The sequence below is a fragment of the Nostoc sp. MS1 genome (assembly GCF_019976755.1).
In the GTDB taxonomy this organism is placed as follows: domain Bacteria; phylum Cyanobacteriota; class Cyanobacteriia; order Cyanobacteriales; family Nostocaceae; genus Trichormus.
This window is the reverse complement of sequence record NZ_AP023441.1, coordinates 6,083,788-6,100,158: the sequence shown is the minus strand read 5'-3', so window position 1 is coordinate 6,100,158 and position 16,371 is coordinate 6,083,788. Positions and strand designations below refer to the sequence as shown.

At 40.7% G+C, this 16,371-nt stretch carries 10 protein-coding genes and 16 tRNA genes; 5 read left to right on the top strand and 21 right to left on the bottom strand.

Annotation, left to right across the window (positions count from 1 at the left end):
• Nucleotides 1-799 precede the first annotated feature (799 nt).
• The 4 genes from NSMS1_RS26295 (at nucleotide 800) to NSMS1_RS26280 (ending at nucleotide 7,154) form a co-directional block, all read left to right on the top strand.
• Nucleotides 800-2,032, top strand: a complete 1,233-nt coding sequence (locus NSMS1_RS26295; protein WP_224087588.1) for a sedoheptulose 7-phosphate cyclase — start codon at nucleotides 800-802, stop codon at nucleotides 2,030-2,032.
• A 93-nt stretch (nucleotides 2,033-2,125) separates the two neighbouring features.
• The gene (locus tag NSMS1_RS26290; RefSeq protein WP_224087587.1) at nucleotides 2,126-2,956 is read left to right on the top strand and encodes an O-methyltransferase; all 831 of its coding nucleotides are present in this window, start codon (nucleotides 2,126-2,128) and stop codon (nucleotides 2,954-2,956) included.
• Between the two features lie 38 nt (nucleotides 2,957-2,994).
• A complete protein-coding gene (locus tag NSMS1_RS26285; RefSeq protein WP_224087586.1) occupies nucleotides 2,995-4,371 on the top strand; it encodes an ATP-grasp domain-containing protein in 1,377 nt (458 codons plus the stop codon).
• A gap of 119 nt (nucleotides 4,372-4,490) precedes the next feature.
• Nucleotides 4,491-7,154 (top strand): amino acid adenylation domain-containing protein, encoded by a 2,664-nt coding sequence (locus NSMS1_RS26280; RefSeq protein ID WP_224087585.1) that lies wholly within the window; start codon nucleotides 4,491-4,493, stop codon nucleotides 7,152-7,154.
• Nucleotides 7,155-7,215: 61 nt separating this feature from the next.
• On the opposite strand, the gene NSMS1_RS26275 is transcribed toward NSMS1_RS26280, so the two are convergent.
• Nucleotides 7,216-7,734 (bottom strand): adenylate kinase, encoded by a 519-nt coding sequence (locus tag NSMS1_RS26275; RefSeq protein WP_224087584.1) that lies wholly within the window; start codon nucleotides 7,732-7,734, stop codon nucleotides 7,216-7,218.
• A gap of 130 nt (nucleotides 7,735-7,864) precedes the next feature.
• On the opposite strand from NSMS1_RS26275, the gene NSMS1_RS26270 reads away from it, so the two are divergent.
• The gene (locus NSMS1_RS26270) at nucleotides 7,865-8,752 is read left to right on the top strand and encodes a Uma2 family endonuclease (protein WP_224087583.1); all 888 of its coding nucleotides are present in this window, start codon (nucleotides 7,865-7,867) and stop codon (nucleotides 8,750-8,752) included.
• A gap of 125 nt (nucleotides 8,753-8,877) precedes the next feature.
• On the opposite strand, the gene NSMS1_RS26265 is transcribed toward NSMS1_RS26270, so the two are convergent.
• From NSMS1_RS26265 to NSMS1_RS26170, 20 genes are all read right to left on the bottom strand, one after another.
• Complete coding sequence (locus NSMS1_RS26265) at nucleotides 8,878-10,038, bottom strand: hybrid sensor histidine kinase/response regulator (RefSeq protein WP_224087582.1); 1,161 nt, start codon at nucleotides 10,036-10,038, stop codon at nucleotides 8,878-8,880.
• A 168-nt stretch (nucleotides 10,039-10,206) separates the two neighbouring features.
• A complete protein-coding gene (locus NSMS1_RS26260; protein ID WP_224087581.1) occupies nucleotides 10,207-10,653 on the bottom strand; it encodes a response regulator in 447 nt (148 codons plus the stop codon).
• Complete coding sequence (locus NSMS1_RS26255; RefSeq protein ID WP_224087580.1) at nucleotides 10,598-12,904, bottom strand: sensor histidine kinase; 2,307 nt, start codon at nucleotides 12,902-12,904, stop codon at nucleotides 10,598-10,600. The genes NSMS1_RS26260 and NSMS1_RS26255 overlap by 56 nt, the downstream gene beginning before the upstream one ends.
• 262 nt (nucleotides 12,905-13,166) lie before the next feature.
• The gene (locus tag NSMS1_RS26250; RefSeq protein WP_224087579.1) at nucleotides 13,167-14,621 is read right to left on the bottom strand and encodes a dolichyl-phosphate-mannose--protein mannosyltransferase; all 1,455 of its coding nucleotides are present in this window, start codon (nucleotides 14,619-14,621) and stop codon (nucleotides 13,167-13,169) included.
• Between the two features lie 251 nt (nucleotides 14,622-14,872).
• Nucleotides 14,873-14,957: transfer RNA gene (locus NSMS1_RS26245), tRNA-Ser, on the bottom strand.
• Between the two features lie 86 nt (nucleotides 14,958-15,043).
• Nucleotides 15,044-15,117 (bottom strand) — tRNA-Ala (locus NSMS1_RS26240).
• A gap of 84 nt (nucleotides 15,118-15,201) precedes the next feature.
• A tRNA-Thr gene (locus NSMS1_RS26235) sits at nucleotides 15,202-15,295 on the bottom strand.
• 7 nt (nucleotides 15,296-15,302) lie between these two features.
• A tRNA-Met gene (locus NSMS1_RS26230) sits at nucleotides 15,303-15,373 on the bottom strand.
• Between the two features lies 1 nt (nucleotide 15,374).
• Nucleotides 15,375-15,448, bottom strand: a tRNA-Leu gene (locus NSMS1_RS26225).
• A 6-nt stretch (nucleotides 15,449-15,454) separates the two neighbouring features.
• A tRNA-Lys gene (locus tag NSMS1_RS26220) sits at nucleotides 15,455-15,529 on the bottom strand.
• A gap of 4 nt (nucleotides 15,530-15,533) precedes the next feature.
• Nucleotides 15,534-15,611 (bottom strand) — tRNA-Leu (locus NSMS1_RS26215).
• Nucleotides 15,612-15,631: 20 nt separating this feature from the next.
• Nucleotides 15,632-15,705: transfer RNA gene (locus NSMS1_RS26210), tRNA-Leu, on the bottom strand.
• Between the two features lie 3 nt (nucleotides 15,706-15,708).
• Nucleotides 15,709-15,785: transfer RNA gene (locus tag NSMS1_RS26205), tRNA-Pro, on the bottom strand.
• Nucleotides 15,786-15,789: 4 nt separating this feature from the next.
• Nucleotides 15,790-15,867: transfer RNA gene (locus NSMS1_RS26200), tRNA-Leu, on the bottom strand.
• Nucleotides 15,868-15,873: 6 nt separating this feature from the next.
• Nucleotides 15,874-15,949 (bottom strand) — tRNA-Gln (locus NSMS1_RS26195).
• A gap of 5 nt (nucleotides 15,950-15,954) precedes the next feature.
• Nucleotides 15,955-16,031, bottom strand: a tRNA-Gln gene (locus tag NSMS1_RS26190).
• Between the two features lie 5 nt (nucleotides 16,032-16,036).
• Nucleotides 16,037-16,111, bottom strand: a tRNA-Asn gene (locus NSMS1_RS26185).
• 9 nt (nucleotides 16,112-16,120) lie between these two features.
• Nucleotides 16,121-16,197, bottom strand: a tRNA-Phe gene (locus tag NSMS1_RS26180).
• 5 nt (nucleotides 16,198-16,202) lie between these two features.
• A tRNA-Arg gene (locus NSMS1_RS26175) sits at nucleotides 16,203-16,276 on the bottom strand.
• Between the two features lie 5 nt (nucleotides 16,277-16,281).
• Nucleotides 16,282-16,369 (bottom strand) — tRNA-Ser (locus tag NSMS1_RS26170).
• Nucleotides 16,370-16,371: the final 2 nt, after the last annotated feature.

The window sequence follows — 16,371 nt, the reverse complement described above, 5'->3', positions numbered from 1 at the left end:
ACCGTTAAATTAAAAATGAGAGTTAAAATATGAACTTTTATTGCCTAAACTTGTAGAACTTTAAGGTTCAACAGCTACTAACAACATTCTTGCCACGTTCACGAAAAAAGATGTTTTCTTAGATGGAAACGTCTATGTTTGTGTATGTAACTAATAGCTGTCTTATAAAAGTAAACCTCTTTTTCTTGATAAATTAGAGGTCTATCCATTTGGAAAATTTTAATTAATTAAATTAGTTTGGCAGCAGTTGATTATTGAGAAAGCAAATTCAATTGCTGGCTATTGTGCTGACTTAATAGTAAAAGTTTATTTTAAGTAAAGATTATGAATTGTTTAAGAAATAAATCAGAAGAATTTACTAAAAATATATGCAAAATTTATAAAAAATGATATGTTTAAAAATGTTAAGCAAATTTTAAGTAACCTTACACAGTAAAACTATTACTGTTAGTTACATTTAATTTTTGCCTGCCATTATTCCGTCAATCATAAAACCTATCTAGGATTATCAGTCAGCAATCGTGGAAATACAATTTTCCGTTTGCATTATCTGTATTTCTGAGGTTTAAACAAAACTAATAAATCCTTTCTAAGTCTAGAATACAGGCATATCTGCCAAAATTTTAGTGCTTTAATTTGGCATGAATTAACTTTTGGTGACTATCGCTCTTTTTTTATCAAATAAATGAGAGTTATTCTTGCTACAAGTAAATTCTTAATCTGACTAGATTTTGAATATAATTTGCAACTTCTAGTTCAAACCTGACGTTCATGTATTGCATTTAAGAGACAAGAGATTATGAGTATCGTCCAAGCAAAGTTTGAAGCCAACGAAACATCTTTTCATGTAGAAGGATACGAAAAAATTGAGTATGATTTGGTGTATGTAGATGGTGTTTTTGAAATCAAAAATACTGAACTAGCAGACATATATAAAAGTTTTGGACGATGCTTGGCGATTGTTGATGCTAACGTGAGTCAGTTGTATGGTAAGCAAATTCAACAGTATTTTCAGTATTACGGTATTGAACTAAGATTATTTCCCATCACTATCACCGAACCAAATAAGACCATTCAAACCTTTGAGAAGGTTATAGATGCCTTCGCTGATTTTAAATTAGTTCGTAAAGAGCCAGTATTAGTAGTAGGTGGCGGTTTAATTACAGATGTTGTCGGTTTTGCTTGCTCTACATACCGTCGCAGCAGTAATTATATTCGTATTCCTACTACCTTAATTGGATTAATTGATGCTAGTGTCGCCATTAAAGTAGCAGTTAATCATCGCAAGCTGAAAAACCGATTGGGTGCTTATCATGCTTCTCGTAAAGTTTTCCTAGATTTTTCCTTACTACGTACTCTACCTACAGACCAAGTGCGTAACGGGATGGCTGAGTTGGTAAAAATCGCTGTAGTTGCACATCAAGAAGTGTTTGAACTGTTGGAAAAGTATGGCGAAGAGTTACTACACACTCATTTTGGCAATATAGACGCAACTCCAGAGATTAAAGAAGTAGCTCATCGTTTGACCTATAAAGCTATCGAAAAGATGTTGGAGTTGGAAGTTCCCAACCTACACGAGTTAGACCTAGATAGAGTAATTGCTTACGGTCATACTTGGAGTCCTACATTGGAACTTGCGCCGCGTGTACCCATGTTCCACGGACACGCTGTCAATGTAGATATGGCTTTATCGGCAACGATCGCCGCACGTAGAGGTTACATTACAATTGCAGAACGCGATCGCATTTTAGGATTGATGAGTCGTGTTGGTTTATCCCTCGACCATCCCATGTTGGATGAAGAGTTGTTGTGGCGTGCTACTGAATCTATCACATTAACCCGTGATGGCTTATTAAGAGCCGCCATGCCAAAACCCATCGGTAGTTGCTTCTTCGTCAACGACCTAACCAGAGAAGAATTAGCAGCCGCACTAGCCGACCATAAAGAACTCTGCACTAAATATCCCCGTGGTGGTGAAGGCGTAGATGTCTATCCAGCTTATGAGAAAGAGTTAATTGGAAGTATCAGTTAACACTTAACAGTGGACAGTTGACAATTGACAGTTATCAGTTGTCAACTGTCCACTGTGTCTCATCTTTTTTTGAATTTAGAACTTTGAATTGATATGACAAACGTAATTGTTCCGACAGCTAGGCCTGTTACACCACTGGGGATTTTAGCTAAGAAGTTAGAGGCTATTGTCAAAGAGGTTAAGCAACTTCCAGATTTACCTACGGAATTGGTCGCAGAGATTAATCATGCTTGGCGTTTAGCCGCAGGTTTAGACCCTTATTTGGAGGAATGTACCACTCCAGAGTCGGCTGAATTGACTGCGTTGGCGAAAATAACAGCCACAGAAGCTTGGGATACACACTTTAACGGTGGAACAACTGTCCGTCCTCTAGAACAGGAAATGCTTTCTGGTCATATAGAAGGACAAACCCTCAAGATGTTTGTTCACATGACCAAGGCTAAAAGAGTGTTGGAAATTGGGATGTTTACTGGTTATTCGGCGCTGGCGATGGCGGAAGCATTACCAGAGGATGGGGTTTTGGTGGCTTGTGAAGTTGACCCTTATGCGGCGGAGATTGGACAAAAGGCTTTCCAAGAATCTCCTCACGGTGCAAAGATTCGTGTAGAGTTGGGTGGAGCGTTAGAAACGTTAGATAGGTTAGCACAAACTGGGGAATCTTTTGACTTAGTTTTTATTGACGCAGACAAAAAAGAGTATGTAGCCTATTTTCATAAGTTGCTAGATAGTGGTTTGTTAGCAGCAAATGGGTTTATCTGCGTGGATAATACTTTATTGCAAGGAGAAGTTTATTTACCTGCTGATGAACGCAGTGTTAATGGTGAAGCGATCGCTCAATTTAATCGTACAGTAGCCAATGACCCCCGTGTAGAACAAGTATTATTGCCGTTAAGAGATGGATTGACAATAATTCGTAATTCTTGATTTTTTGAATTTTGAATTTTGAATTTTGAATTGATATTATGGCACAATCCCTTTCTCTTTCTTCTTCATCTGCTACACAGTCTATTCCTTGGCAGACAAGAGTGGCGGCAATTTTACAAAATATTGGTACTTTAGCTTTGCTGTTATTAGCATTGCCAATTAATGCCACTATTGTTTTTATTTCCTGGCTCATTTTTCGACCGAAATCAGTCAAAGCAGCAAATCCGCAAAACATTCTTATCAGTGGTGGGAAAATGACCAAGGCTTTACAATTAGCTAGGTCATTTCATGCGGCTGGACACAGAGTTGTCTTGTTGGAAACTCATAAATACTGGTTAACTGGTCATCGTTTTTCCAGGTCGGTAGATAAGTTTTATACAGTTCCCGCACCACAGGAAAATCCCCAAGCTTATATCCAGGCTTTGGTAGATATTGTCAAACGAGAAAATATTGATATTTACGTTCCTGTCACCAGTCCGGTGGGTAGCTATTATGACTCATTAGCTAAACCGGAATTATCGCGTTATTGCGAAGTGTTTCACTTTGACGCAGATATTACCCAAATGTTGGATGATAAATTTGCATTGGTAGAGAAAGCGCGATCGCTTGGTTTATCAATACCCAAATCCTTTAAAATTACCTCGCCAGAACAAGTTATTAACTTTGACTTTTCCGGTGAGTCTCGTAAATACATCCTCAAAAGCATACCCTACGACTCAGTGCGGCGGTTAGACTTAACCAAACTTCCCTGTGCAACTCCAGAGGAAACAGCAGCATTCGTAAGAAGTTTGCCAATTAGTCCTGAAAAACCGTGGATTATGCAGGAATTTATTCCCGGTAAAGAATTTTGCACCCACAGCACAGTCCGGGATGGGGAATTAAGGCTGCATTGCTGTTGTGAATCTTCAGCGTTTCAAGTCAACTATGAGAATGTAGACAACCCGCAAATTCAGGAATGGGTACAGCGTTTTGTCAAGGAACTCAAGCTGACAGGACAGATTTCCTTTGACTTCATCCAAGCAGAGGACGGGACAGTTTACGCCATTGAGTGTAACCCCCGCACCCACTCAGCGATTACTACATTTTACGACCATCCCCAGGTAGCAGAGGCATACCTGAGTAAGCAAGCGACAACGGAAACCTTACAGCCATTAGCGACAAGTAAGCCTACTTATTGGACTTATCACGAAGTTTGGCGTTTGACGGGGATTCGTTCTTTTAGCCAGTTGGGAAGATGGTTAGGTAATATTTGGCGGGGGACTGATGCGATTTATCAGCCGGATGATCCTTTCCCGTTTTTGATGGTACATCATTGGCAAATTCCTCTACTGCTGTTGAATAATTTGCGTCGGTTGAAGGGGTGGACGCGGATAGATTTCAACATCGGTAAGCTAGTGGAATTAGGAGGAGATTAGGTTTTAAACGCAGAGGGACGCGGAGGATTTCCTCTTTGCGCCTTTGCGCCTACTCTGCGAGAACGCCTGACGGCGAATGCGTGAGCCAATTTTTTTATTTATGAGCAGAGTGAGAAGATATGCAAACTATAGATTTAAATATACATAAGTTACTTGCAGAGTGGAACGCGACAGAAAGAGATTACGACCTATCTCAAGGGTTACATGAGTTATTTGCAGCGCAGGTAGAGAAAACACCAGATGCGATCGCTATCACTTTCGCACAACAACAACTAACTTATCAAGAGTTAAATTCTAGAGCCAACCAACTAGGACATTATCTACAAACACTGGGAGTAAAACCCGAAATACTTGTAGGTGTTTGTATTGAACGTTCCCTAGAGATGGTGATATGTATTTTAGGCATCCTCAAAGCTGGGGGAGCCTATGTACCTATTGACCCTGAATATCCCCAAGAACGCATAACTTATATGCTAGAAGATTCTCAGGTAAAGGTACTACTAAAGCAAGAAAAATTATTAAATCAAATTCCTCTACATCAAGCACAAACTATCTGTGTAGATGCAGAATGGGATAAAATTTCCACCCAACCAAATACTAATCCCCAAAGCAATATTCAACCAGATAATTTAGCTTATGTAATATACACTTCTGGTTCCACAGGTAAACCAAAGGGTGCGATGAACACCCACAAAGGAATTTGTAATCGCCTGTTGTGGATGCAGGAAGCTTATCAACTAAATTCTACAGATAGTGTCTTACAAAAAACTCCCTTTAGCTTTGATGTTTCCGTTTGGGAATTTTTCTGGACTTTAATCACTGGCGCACGTTTGGTAATAGCTAAACCGGGTGGGCATAAAGATAGTGATTACCTCATCAATGTAATTACTCAAGAGCAAATCACCACCTTACATTTTGTCCCCTCAATGCTGCAAGCGTTTTTACAAAATCGCCATGTGGAAAAATGTACATCTTTAAAAAGAGTTATTTGTAGCGGTGAAGCTTTATCTGTAGATTTACAAAATAGATTTTTCCAACGTTTGGAATGCGAATTACATAACTTATATGGCCCTACAGAAGCGGCGATAGATGTCACTTTTTGGCAATGTCAAAAAAACAGTAACTTAAAAAGTGTACCTATCGGTCGTCCCATTGCTAATACTCAAATTTACATTCTTGATGCAGATTTAAGACCAATTTCTATAGGTTACACTGGAGAAATTTATATTGCAGGTGTGGGTGTCGCTCGTGGTTATTTGAATAAAGAAAAATTGACTAATGAGAAGTTTATAATTAATCCTTTTGCAAATTCAGCATCTCAGCGTCTTTATAAAACAGGTGATTTAGCTCGTTATTTACCTGATGGTAACATTGAATATATTGGACGAGCCGATTTTCAAGTAAAAATTCGTGGCTATAGAATCGAAATCGGAGAGATTGAAAATACTCTATCCTCTCACCCAGAAGTAAGAGAAGCTGTAGTCATCGCGCGTGATGATCATGCACAAGAAAAACAGCTTGTTGCTTATATTACCTATGATGAGCAAAAACCTACAATTAATAGCCTGCGTGATTTCCTCAAAACAAAGCTACCAGATTTTATGATTCCAGCCGCTTTTGTGATGTTGGAAACCCTAGCTTTAACTCCAAGTGGTAAAGTAGACAGAAAAGCATTACCAAAACCAGAATTATCTAGCTTTGTAGAAACTGTTGCTTATATCGCGCCTCGCAATGAGGTAGAAGCAAAGTTAGTGCAAATTTGGTCGGATATTCTGCATTTACCGAAAATAGGTGTAACAGACAACTTTTTTGCTATTGGTGGTGATTCTTTAAAGACGCTACATTTAACTGCTAAAATTGAGGAGGTTTTTAATAAAGAAATACCATTAGCAACAGTTTTAACAAATCCTGTAATTGCAGATTTAGCAAAGGTTATTCAAAGCAACCAGCCAATTTATAATACACCTTTAGTATCAATTCAACCACAAGGTACACAACAACCTTTCTTTTGTATACATCCTGCTGGTGGTCATGTTTTATGCTATTTTAAACTCGCTCATTATATAGGCAATGACCAGCCATTTTACGGCTTACAAGCTCAAGGTTTTTATGGTGATGAAGAACCTTTGGCGCGAGTAGAAGATATGGCTAGTCTCTACGTCAAAACTATTAGAGAATTTCAGCCGCAAGGGTCTTATCGTCTTGGTGGTTGGTCGTTTGGTGGGGTTGTAGCTTATGAGGTCGCACAGCAGTTGCGTAGACAAGGACAAGAGGTATCTTTGCTGGCGATATTAGATTCTTATGTACCCATATTACTAGATAAACAAAAGCCAATTGATGATGTTTATTTGGTTGGGGTGCTTTCTAGAGTGTTTGGGGGAATGTTTGGTCAAGATAACCTTGTTACACCTGAAGAAATAGAGGATTTAGGGTTACAAGAAAAACTTGATTATATTATTAACAAGGCAAGAAAAGCTGGGATATTTCCTCCTGGTGTAGAACGTCAAAATAATCGCCGCATTCTTGATGTTTTAGTTGGGACACTCAAAGCGACTTATTCCTATACAAGAAAGCCATATCCAGGGAAGGTTACTGTGTTTAGAGCTAGAGAAAAACATATCATGGCTCCTGACCCGACTTTAGTTTGGGTAGAGTTATTTTCTGTGATGGCGGCGGAGGAAATTAAGATTATTGATGTACCTGGACACCATTATTCTTTTGTACTGGAACCTCATATACAGGTGTTAGCACAACGTTTAAAAGATTGCCTTATTAATTCGTAATTCGTAATGGGCTAACGCCCCGCTCCGCTAACGTAGTTACTTTGTGGAATGTATCTGTTGGTTAATTTTTCACAATTGATTTAAAAAATTGGGCAATCTCTTGAGTTGAGCGCAGGTGATAAACGGTCTTAGTGTTTTGAGCCTGCTTGATATACTCCCTATATTTTGGGATCAAAAGTTTGTGACATAACCAAAGCACACGGTAGCTATTAAGCGAACCCTTCAGGATAGGACTATTTTCCGGCCACCCTTCAGGCTGTCTAAAGTAACCAGTGATTAGTCGTTTAGTTACCAACCAGAAATGCACATATAGCGGTAGATCGATGAAAATTAGCGTATCCGCCTCTTCCAGTCTTGGCCAGAGAGTTTCCATATTACCGAATCCATCAATAATCCATTGGTCGGTAGCTAAGATTTGCTGATGGGTACGCTGATATTCTTCCACGGAAACCTCAGCACCCCCTGATTGATATTTCATCTTGTCCAAGGGATAAAATGGCAAACCAGTCATTTGGGATAGTTTCTTGCTTAATGTTGATTTACCGCCTCCAGCGTTGCCAAACACTGCTACTTTTCTCATTAGCAATATCCTCATCTACTTCAGTAATCTTAAGCCACTTAGGATAGTCCTAACAGATGGGCGATCGCTATAATCAAAATCAAGTGATCCTGGCAAAAAATTAATTTACAATGTCCAGGGAGTAGACATTATGTCAACCTTAGAAACTATCCCGCCAGCAACAGAGGTAAACGCACCTCCCACCCAAGCAGAACTACCTTACGATGACGGTGTACCAATGGAAAGCCAAAGGCACAAAATGCAGATGGAATTGTTAATTGATACCTTTGGTACTTGGTTAGAAGAACAAGAGGATGGTTATGCAAGTGGCAATATGTTTGTCTACTTCAGTATGGCGCAGCTAAAAAACCAAGACTTTAGAGGCCCAGATTTTTTTGCTGTGTTGGGAGTTCCTAAAGGTGAACGCCGCAGTTGGGTTGTATGGGAAGAGGGTAAAGGGCCTGATGTCGTGATTGAATTACTCTCGCCCCGGACAGCTGCTAATGATAAAAATGAGAAAAAGCTGATTTATCAAAATCAGATGCGTGTCCCGGACTATTTCTGGTACGATCCTTTCAACCCTGATGACTGGGCTGGTTTTTCTCTGGTCGGTGGAGTTTATCAAGCGATCGCACCGAATGCAGAAAATCTCTTAGTCAGTCAAGCATTAGGTTTAGCTTTGTTACGTTGGCAAGGAAATTACAAAGGCGTTGAGACAACTTGGTTACGCTGGGCTACTTTGACAGGGGAGTTGTTACCAACGGCTGAGGAAAAAGAACGTTCATTCACTGAACAAGAACGCCAACGTGCCGAACAAGAAGCCCAACGTGCCGAACAAGAAAGTCAACGTGCTGAACAAGAACGTCAACGCGCTGAACAAGAAGCCCAACGTGCCGAACAAGAAGCCCAACGCGCTCAAAGAGCAGAGTTACAATTACAACAGACTGCACGTAATTTGCTGCAAACAGGAATGACTGTAGAACAGGTAGCTACAATAACAGGTTTGACTGCATCTGAAATAGAGGCACTGAATATTTAGGATGGGAGAAGTGTAAATTTGTTGATTAGTAATTGGTAATTGGTGATTGGTCATTGTCAAACTCAATTACCTATTACCAATATCTAGAATATGATGAAGTTCCCAAACTAAACTAAAATTGTGTATTAAATATTAATTAATGGCAGGATGACAGTAAAAGTCGTACCCACACCAACCTCGCTGTTGACGATAATTTCGCCACCGTGAGCATCAACGCATTTTTTGACAATAGCTAGTCCTAAGCCTGTACCTGCAACTCCGCCTACATTTTCTCCACGATGGAAAGGCTGAAATAGTTGCTTTTGGTCTTCTGGAGAAATACCAATTCCCCAATCTTGAATTTTGAACATAACTGCATGGTTTTGAACAGTTAATTCAAAATTGATTGTACCACCAGGAAGGGAATATTTGATGGCGTTGCCTAGCACATTCCCTAAAATGTGTCGTAATAAGGTTTCATCTAGTAAGGCTTCGTTGGATGTTTTATTACAGGTAAAAATTATATTTAGTTGCTTTTCGTTAATATTTAATTGCGCTTCTTGTAATAATTGGCGACAGAATCCTTCTAAATCTATGGCAATGATTTCACACTGGAGTTTACCAGACTCGGCTTTACCTATTAAAGAAACTTCATCTAATATTTGTGCCATATTTTTGATAGCAACCCGAATCATTTGTAAATGAGAGCGTTTTTTTTCTTGAGTTAATTTATCTTCGTTATTTTGTAATAAACCAGCAGCTAACAAAATAGTATTTAAAGGATTACGAATGTCATGGGAAAGCATAGAGACAAACTCAGATTTAAACTGGTTAATTTCTTGTGCTTTCACTAATTCCGCCGTGCGTTCTTCAACTCGGTGTTCTAATGTTGTATTGAGTGTGCGTAAACTTTCCAATGCTTGTTTACGCTCGATCGCATAACAGACAGCACGCACTAATACATTCACATTTACCTGTCGCTTAACAAGATAATCTTGCGCTCCCTGTCTAACTGCGGCGATCGCTAAATCTTCATCGTTAGTATTTGTCAGCACAACAATTGGTATGCTGGGAGCGCAAGCTATCAGTAAAGGTAATGATGATAAGCCTTGGCTGTCGGGTAAAGTCAGGTCTAACAAAATCACATCATAGCTGTTTTGTCTTAGTTCATTGAGTGCTTCCTGTAACCGCTTCACATGAACCAGAACAAATTGCTTGGACTCAGCTTGATGCAAATATTCCTGCAATAACCGAGCTTCTGCAAGGCTATCCTCAATTAACAAAATCCTGACTGAGTGTCCAACCATAATTTTCTGGTTTTACCCCCTTGTGAGTTGTGAGTGGGGAGTGGGGAGTAGGGAGTAGGGAGTGGGAAGATGAGGGAGTGGGGGGAGTGGAAATATTAAGAGTAGAAGGAAATAGGAAATAATTAGTAGTTACTTTATCTCCCTCATCCCCCTCATCTCCCTCATCCCTCATTCCGGCGGTAGAGTGACGGTAGAAAGCCAGAACTCTTCAATTCCTTTGACGATTTGGAAGAGCTGGGTGAGGTTACGGGATTTGGTGATGTAGCAGTTGACGTGTAAGTCGTAGCTGTGAAAAATGTCGTCTTCGTTTCTAGATGTTGTTAACACTACTACGGGTATACGTTTGAGTACAGGGTCAGCTTTAATTTCCGCCAGCACTTCTCTACCGTCCTTTCTAGGTAGATTCAAATCCAAGAGAATTAGGTCTGGACGCGGAGCATGGGTATAATCTCCCTCTTGGCGTAGATAAGCCATTGCGTCCATCCCATCTCTAACTGTTACCACTTCGTGCGGTAATTGGCTATTTTTAAATGCTTCTTGAATCAGGCGAATATCGGCTTTATTGTCCTCGACTAAAAAGATTGTTCTGTGTTTTTCTTCCGTTTCTACGCTCACGCTCTCGACCTCCAACTGGTATTGTAAAGTAGAAGGTAGCACCTTGACCGAGTTGAGATTCTACCCAAATTCGCCCCCTATGGCACTCAATAATTTTTTTACAAATTGCTAGACCCATACCTGTACCATGATACTCGTCCCGCGTGTGTAAGCGTTGGAATATGACGAAAATGCGATCGCTAAATTGCGGATCAATACCAATTCCATTATCCTTGACGGAGAATAGCCATTCGTCTTCTAGTCTTTCTGCACCTATATGAATTTGTGGTGCTTCGTGACTGCGGAATTTTATGGCGTTGGCGATGAGGTTTTGGAATAGCTGCATCAGTTGCGTGCTACCAGCCATGACGGTTGGTAAGGGGTCGTGAGTTATGGTTGCGCCTGTTTCGGCGATGCGTTGGCGCAAGTTACCCAAGGCTTTCTCTAAGGCTTTTTCTACTTCGGTTAGTTGAAATGCGATCGCCTGTGTATCTACTTTAGAATATGCCAATACATCATCTATGAGTGTTTGCATTAAGCTCACACCCTCAACCGCAAAGGTGATAAACTCGTTGGCATCTTCGTCTAGTGCTTCTTGATACCGCATTTCTAACAACTGTACATAATTCGCCACTTGATTGAGTGGTTCTTGTAAGTCGTGGGATGCAACGTAAGCGAACTTCTTCAGTTCAGCGTTAGAACGTTCTAAATCTTGTGCTAACTGAGCCAATTCATCAGCTTGGCGCAGCACAATGTTGACAATGGCTTTGCGTAATTCTAAAGCGGCTTTAATTTCTACATACTTCCAAGGTAGAGAGGTGAGGCGGACTGTTTCTTTCCACAATTCAAAAGATTTGCGCGGACACAGACGCACATTTCCATTGGACTGATTAACTTCAAATGCTTTATTAGGATCACCACCCCAGTTAACAGTTTGAATTACTTCTGGACGGAACCACAAAACGTAGTTGCGTTGAGAAATAGGAATCGCTAATAAACCACTAGCTACGTTTTTATATCTTTCCGCATCTGGATAAATTTGTGGTAAGGAGTCAGTGAAGAAGAAGTCTTCCTCGGCGTTATTTTTCAACCATTGAACTAAGAAAACTAAATCTTCCTCTTTGGGAGTCTCACCAATTAAGGTGAAATGATCGCCAAAACACACAGCCGCACCTTTAGCGCCAGTTAAATCTAACAGATTAGGCTGATGTTTGACTAAACCATCGATAAAGTTATCTTCTTGCGACATATATTCAACCAAGAGCGATTGAATATGTGTAAGATTCATCCGATAATCGTAATCTTCAGTTTCCTCTCTAGCGGAGATTTCGGTGAATATTACCCTTCCTAAAAATTCGCAGGCTTTGCGTAATTCATAGGAAACATATTTTGCTGATTGATGATGACAAGCTATTAATCCCCAAAGTTTGTTGTCTTTAATTAATGAGATAGTTAAGGAAGCACCCACACCCATATTATGCAAATATTCTAGGTGACAAGCCGCCGCACTTCTGAGAATAGAGTTAGTTAAATCTACTGGGCGATCGCTTACTGGATTTACAGATGGTATCATCTGTACAGCTTGAGCCTGAGCGTTAGGAATCACCCGGATAGAGTTAGAAGTAAATAACTTTCTCGCTGGTTTGGGAATATCTGATTCTGGGTAGTGCAGTCCTAAGTATGGTTCTAGGGTATCTAATTTTTCTTCCGCAATGACGCTACCATGTCCATCATCATCGAATTTATATAACATTACCCGGTCAAAATCCGTGACTTTTCGCACTTCCTGCACAATTATCTGGCAAAAATCCCGCAAATTAGCTGTCTTCTGCAATTGGCTGATTGAAGCTTTCGCCAGATGATAAAAACTAAGAAACGGGATATTTTCTTGAGTAATTGCAGGTTCTAACTCGACAATCAAGAATCCTTCAGCATTGCGATGAAAAACGGCATCAAATACTGCATAATCATCACCCTTTTTGCGTATCCAAATTTTCGTCGGATTAATAAATTCCAGATTTCCAGAGGATAAGCCTGCTTGAATCCTTTCGATTTGGAAGGAATCGAGTAAGTCTTCTAACTTTTTTTGCAATATATCTTCAGCACTGATGCCTAGAATACTCCACGTATTATTACTAACTTGTAATATCTTTAACTCAGGCTCATCTAAGACTAAAAGCACTCCGTGCGGTTGAATTTGTCCAGAAAGATGAATAGGTGCTTCTTTTAAGCTAGTTATATTAATTGTCTGTGATTCTAAGTCTATTTTCATTACGAATCCTCTTTGATTCTTGGGAATCAGCAAAATAACTTTGATATAGTTTTAAGCTAAGGAATTAAATATTTACATTCCTTAAATTATGAATTACAAATTACTGATTGCTTGCGCTAACAGTCTAACAGTCAGTAAAGATACATAGAGATAAGAAATGTAAAATAACTGTGATTAATTAACCCGTAAATATTTAGCTATGTAACAAAAAGTCATGGCATAATGCAGCGATGTCATCAAGAATCATCACAAATAACTAAACTTATACCCAAGACCTAAACCACATCCGCATATTGTAACCTTCAGGAGAAATCGGTAAACCTAAATAAACAGGTAGCCAAAAAATGAACGCAGCGATAATTATAAAAGAAATTGTGACACCTGCAATTCGCAATGGGAGATGATAACTGCGGAGACATTGGTCAACAAACCAGGCGATCGCTAAAAACGCAAACACTACAGCCGTCATATAGTGATAGATAAATGCACACCGCGACACCCTAGTCCAAGGTAATAAATTGACTGCATAATTCAACAGTATATATAAAGCAATCCAACTATCAACAGAAAGTTGTTTTGGCAAAGTAAGGGGCTGTTGTTCGCTTAAAGGAATCGAAACTTTTGCTATCAGCATCCCTAACAGAAATAATAAAGCTGCAACACTAAACCACCATAAAAAAGGATTACCCATTGCATGAACATCATAAATAACTTTCCCCGCACCAGCAGGTAAAGGCGGCCCCCATACAGGTAATGGGTCATTAACACTTTGAGCCGTTTGATAATAATATGCCATTGGTCTAGTCAACAACGGCCATTTATACCAAGCAGCACAATAAGGGTGTACTTGTGCAGTATTACCTCCCAGACGTTCGTGAAAAGCCAGGATTTCTTGATGAACTTGGATAAAGTTATATTTGGTATTTATTTGTAGATGGGGAATCCAAATCAAACTATAAATTACACTAGGGATTATGCCTAAAAATAATATAATCTGCCCAATATTGACTTGTGTTAGCTTGTATAATGGCAATATATTTTGGGTATTAGTTTCCTGTTCATCAGTGAAGTGATTCTTGCCTACAATTAACTGCCAAAACCAGCCTACAATCCAAATTAAATAAATACCAACTAAATAAAATAATCCATTCCATTTTGTGGCAATTGAACAACCAAAAGCCACACCAGCCAATATTAGATATAAATTACGTTTTTCCCTGTAATTAGATAACGCTAATAAGAATAACCACTGCCCTAATAAACCAAATATAACAATATAAATATTGATGAGTGCGTAACGAGATTCTACAAGAAATAGACCGTCAAGGGCAGTAAATAAACCAGCAAGTAAAGCAAATCCAGGACGTTTACTGATTTGATAGGCAATATTAGCCGTAAATATAGGAATAAACGAGCCAGACAGAGCATCCATCCAACGATAACTCCAAGGCGATCGCATTGCACCTGTCAACCCATTGACACCCTCGTGCCAAAAAGGAATGTAGCTACTCAGCCACATCCCCAAAGCAATCATATATTTACCAAAAGGTGGATGACCATCAAAAAACGGCAAGTGGTTAAGATAGTCTTGACCGTATTTAGCATAATAAATTTCATCGAATACAAGAGTATTAAATCTCCCCAGTCCCCAAAACCGTAAGGAGAGGGATAGAAAAAAGATAGTTAATAAGCCATTGCGATAAAGGTTTTTAGTCATTAGTCATTAGTCATTAGTCCATAGTCCATAATGTATAGTCAAGAGTCCATAGTCAACAGTTATCTATATTTTTTGCAGGACTTACGTACCAAGGTTGTCCGTTCGGATTGGGAGTACGGCTTTTGAACAGCTATACCCTTATCTAAACCCTAGATTTTTCGTTTTTATGGGTAAGTCCACCAGGGAGGTACTGCCCCTCCTATGACTGTGTTATCAGCACAGCGCCTCACTTTTCGGCTTCAGGTGGAAGGCGGAAGATGGAGGAATCGAACCCCTACAGATTTACCTGTACCCCGGTTTTCAAGACCGGTTGCCGACCATTTAGCGGCATCTTCCTTAAGGGGTGTCAGACGGGACTTAAACCCGCTATGACTGGTTCCACAAACCAGAGCCGCGTTCGCTTTGGCTTCAGACACCATCAGTGGATACTGATCGGACTCGAACCGACATCTTTCTGCTTGCAAGGCAGACGCTTTCCCAATTAAGCTACAGACCCATATTGGCAGGAGTGAAGGGACTTGAACCCATGCGCTGAGTGTGGCGCACCCAGATGCTAGCCATTACATCACACCCGCATTAAAGCTGGTGACAGGAGTTGTAGCCGTAGGCATCCCGAAGGGTACCCGCAACCTATCGCTTACAAGGCGATCGCTCTGCCGTTGAGCCACACTAGCATTTGGAAGCGGGGGTGAGAGTTGCACTCACCGTTTGCAGCTTATGAGACTGCCGAGCCGCTCTTGCTCTATCCCCGCATACCCCTGACAGGAGTCGAACCTGCAACAAACCCGGTTTAAGCGGGCTACGTCTGCCAATTGCGTCACAGGGGCGAATTTTGGTGGGTCGCCCAGGGGTTGAACCTGGATAAGTCCGCTTAAAAGGCGGCTGCATATCCGCTCTGCCAACGACCCAATTTGGTACTCCCGATAGGAATTGAACCTGCAAAAATTACGTCGCTCAAACGGAAGCGTTTACCAATTTCGCCACGGGAGCATAGTTGGGCAAATGCCCAGTACCCCTGACAGGAGTTGAACCTGCAACAAACCCGGTCTAAACGGGCTACGTCTGCCAATTGCGTCACAGGGGTAAATGGTCGGGATGGTAGGATTTGAACCTACGACTCCTTGTCCCCAAAACAAGGCTTCTAGACCACTGAATTACATCCCGATATTGGTACTCCTGACGGGAGTCGAACCCGTACACAGACTGTTTTTGAGACAGCCGCCTCTGCCAGTTGGGCTACAGGAGTATATTTTGGCTGCCCTGCCAGGATTTAAACCTGGAATCTCCTACTTCAAAGGTAGGGATGTTGTCAGTTACACCACAGGGCAATGAATGGCTGCCGAGGTAGGGCTTGAACCTACAAATTCCTGTTTCAGAGACAGGTGACTCTACCAATTCGTCCACTCGGCAATGAATGGCTGCCCCAGTAGGACTTGAACCTACAACCTCGCGGTTAACAGCCGCTTGCTCTGCCATTAAGCTATGGGGCAATGTGCCAGTCCCCCAGGTCGGAATCGAACCGACGACCTCTGATTTTTCAGACCAGCGCTCTCTACCAAAACTGAGCTACCAGGGGATAGACGAGAACGGAAGGACTTGAACCTTCACTTTTCAGTTTCGTAGACTGATGTGTTATCCAGTTACACCACGTTCTCAAAGGCGGAGAGAGAGGGAGTCGAACCCACAGTGAGATGTTGAATCTCACCACTGTTTAGCAAACAGCTTGCCCTACCAATAGCAATCTCTCCTT